A 2,064-nucleotide genomic window follows, 5' to 3' on the forward strand; every position below is an offset into this window, starting at 1 on the left:
GGAGCTGGCTTGCCTGCGATAGCGGTTTATCAGACACATTGATGCTGAATGTGCCACCGTCATCGCAGGCAAGCCAGCTCCCACATCTGTTTTGTATCGTTGCTGACTGCTATGGACAGCCCATGAACCGTCTTCGCTTTGCCTTACCGCTGTTATTGCTCCCCGCCGCTGACCTGCTCGCCGACACCTTCGAGCGCGACAACGCCCTGAAACTCCCCGACGTGGTCATCAGCGCCAACCGCCAAGTCCAGGCGCGCAACGACAGCAGCACCGCCAACACCGTCTTCACCCGCGAAGATATCGACCGCCTGCAACCCACCAGCGTAAGTGACTTGCTAAGCCGCGTGCCCGGCGTACAGGTGGCACAAAGCGGTGGCCGTGGCAGTGCGACCAACGTTTACATTCGTGGCACCTCGACCGCCCAGAGCCTGGTGCTGGTGGATGGCCAGCGCATCAGCAGTTCCACCACCGGTACCAGCAACTTGCAATACCTCAACATTGAGCAGGTTGAGCGTATCGAAGTGCTACGTGGCTCACGCTCGGCGATCTACGGCAGCGATGCCATTGGCGGTGTGATTCAGATCTTCACCCGGCGCAGCACCGAGTCAGGCCTGCAACCGCGCATGCACGTGGGTTTTGGCAGCAACCACACGTGGGAACGCAGCCTTGGTCTGTCCGGGGGCGACCAGCAAACCCGCTTCAGCCTCGGCGCCAGCCTGGATGACACGGCCGGGATCAACCGCACGCACACCTCGTACCCCAGCGATGGCGATCATGATGCCTATCGCAACCAAGCCGTCAGTTTCAGCCTGAGCCATGCCTTCACCAATGACGTCGATGCCGGCATAAACGTGCTGGATAACCGCGGAAAAAGCGAATTCGATAACCCCTTCGGTCGCTATGACTCGGCCACCTATCAAAGTTTCCAGCAGAAGCCCTACACCGACTTCAGCGTCAGTAGTGTCAGCAGCTATGTCGACGCACAGATCAACGACCTCTGGAAATCCCGCGTCGAACTGGGACACAGTGAAAACCGCGAAAAAACCCTGGATAAACTCAGCGACGAACGCAGTGTGTTCAACACTTACCGCGACTCGCTGAACTGGCAGAACGACCTGACCCTCAATGACCAGAACAGCCTGATCCTGGGCGCCGACTGGTACGAAGATCGGGTCAACAGCAGCACTACGCTCGCCGAAGACAGCCGCTGGAACCGTGCCGCGTTTATCCAGCATCGGTTTCAAGCCCGGTACTTTTCCACAGAGCTGGGCCTGCGTCGCGACCAGAATCAACAGTTCGGCGGTCACAACAGCTGGAGCGGCACCTTGACCGTGCCGGTCAACCCGGACAACGACCTGCTGCTGAGTTACAGCGAGGGCTTCCGCGCGCCGACGTTCAACGACCTGTACTACCCGGACGAATACGGTTTTAAAAACAGCAACCCGAACCTGAAACCCGAAACCTCGAAAAGCTACGAAGTGCAATGGCGCAGCCAGCTCAGCGACACTAGCCGCCTGGAAGCGTCGCTGTACCGCACCGACATTCAGGACGCGATCGTATTCGGCAGCGATGGCCCGCAAAATGTCAGCTCGGCGCGTATCAATGGCTTCGAAGCCACACTCAAGCAAGCGCTGTTCGGTTGGCAAGGCAGCCTGGGACTGGCAATGATTGACCCACGGGATCGTGACTCCGGGCGGACGTTGGCCCGTCGTGCCAGGCGCACCTTGAGCCTGGACCTGGACCGCCAATTCGACCAGTTTGGCATCGGTGCCAGCTGGCAAGCGGTCAGCAGCAGCTACGACGATCCGAAGAACCAGCAACCGTTGGGTGGTTATGGATTGCTTGGATTACGCGCCAACTGGGCCGTGAGCCGTGAAGTCACGCTGAACATGAAGGTCGATAACCTGCTGGACAAAGCCTACAGCCGGGCGCTGTATCAGTATCAAGGCCAGCAATATGGCTACCGGGAAGAAGGTCGGGCGCTGATGTTCGGCGTGACCTGGACGCCTGAAATCTGATCGTCGTCGGTGAGGCCGCTTCGGGGGCAAGCCCCCTCCCACATTT

General features: G+C 59.3%; 1 protein-coding gene. It reads left to right on the forward strand.

Going from position 1 to position 2,064, the window contains the following annotated elements; genetic code table 11:
• Window positions 1-122 precede the first annotated feature (122 nt).
• Window positions 123-2,018, forward strand: a complete 1,896-nt coding sequence (locus tag ACRESD_RS05255) for a TonB-dependent receptor domain-containing protein (protein ID WP_431749956.1) — start codon at window positions 123-125, stop codon at window positions 2,016-2,018.
• The last annotated feature ends 46 nt before the right edge of the window (window positions 2,019-2,064 follow it).

This window comes from Pseudomonas sp., from assembly GCF_050739995.1.
In the GTDB taxonomy this organism is placed as follows: Bacteria; Pseudomonadota; Gammaproteobacteria; order Pseudomonadales; family Pseudomonadaceae; genus Aquipseudomonas.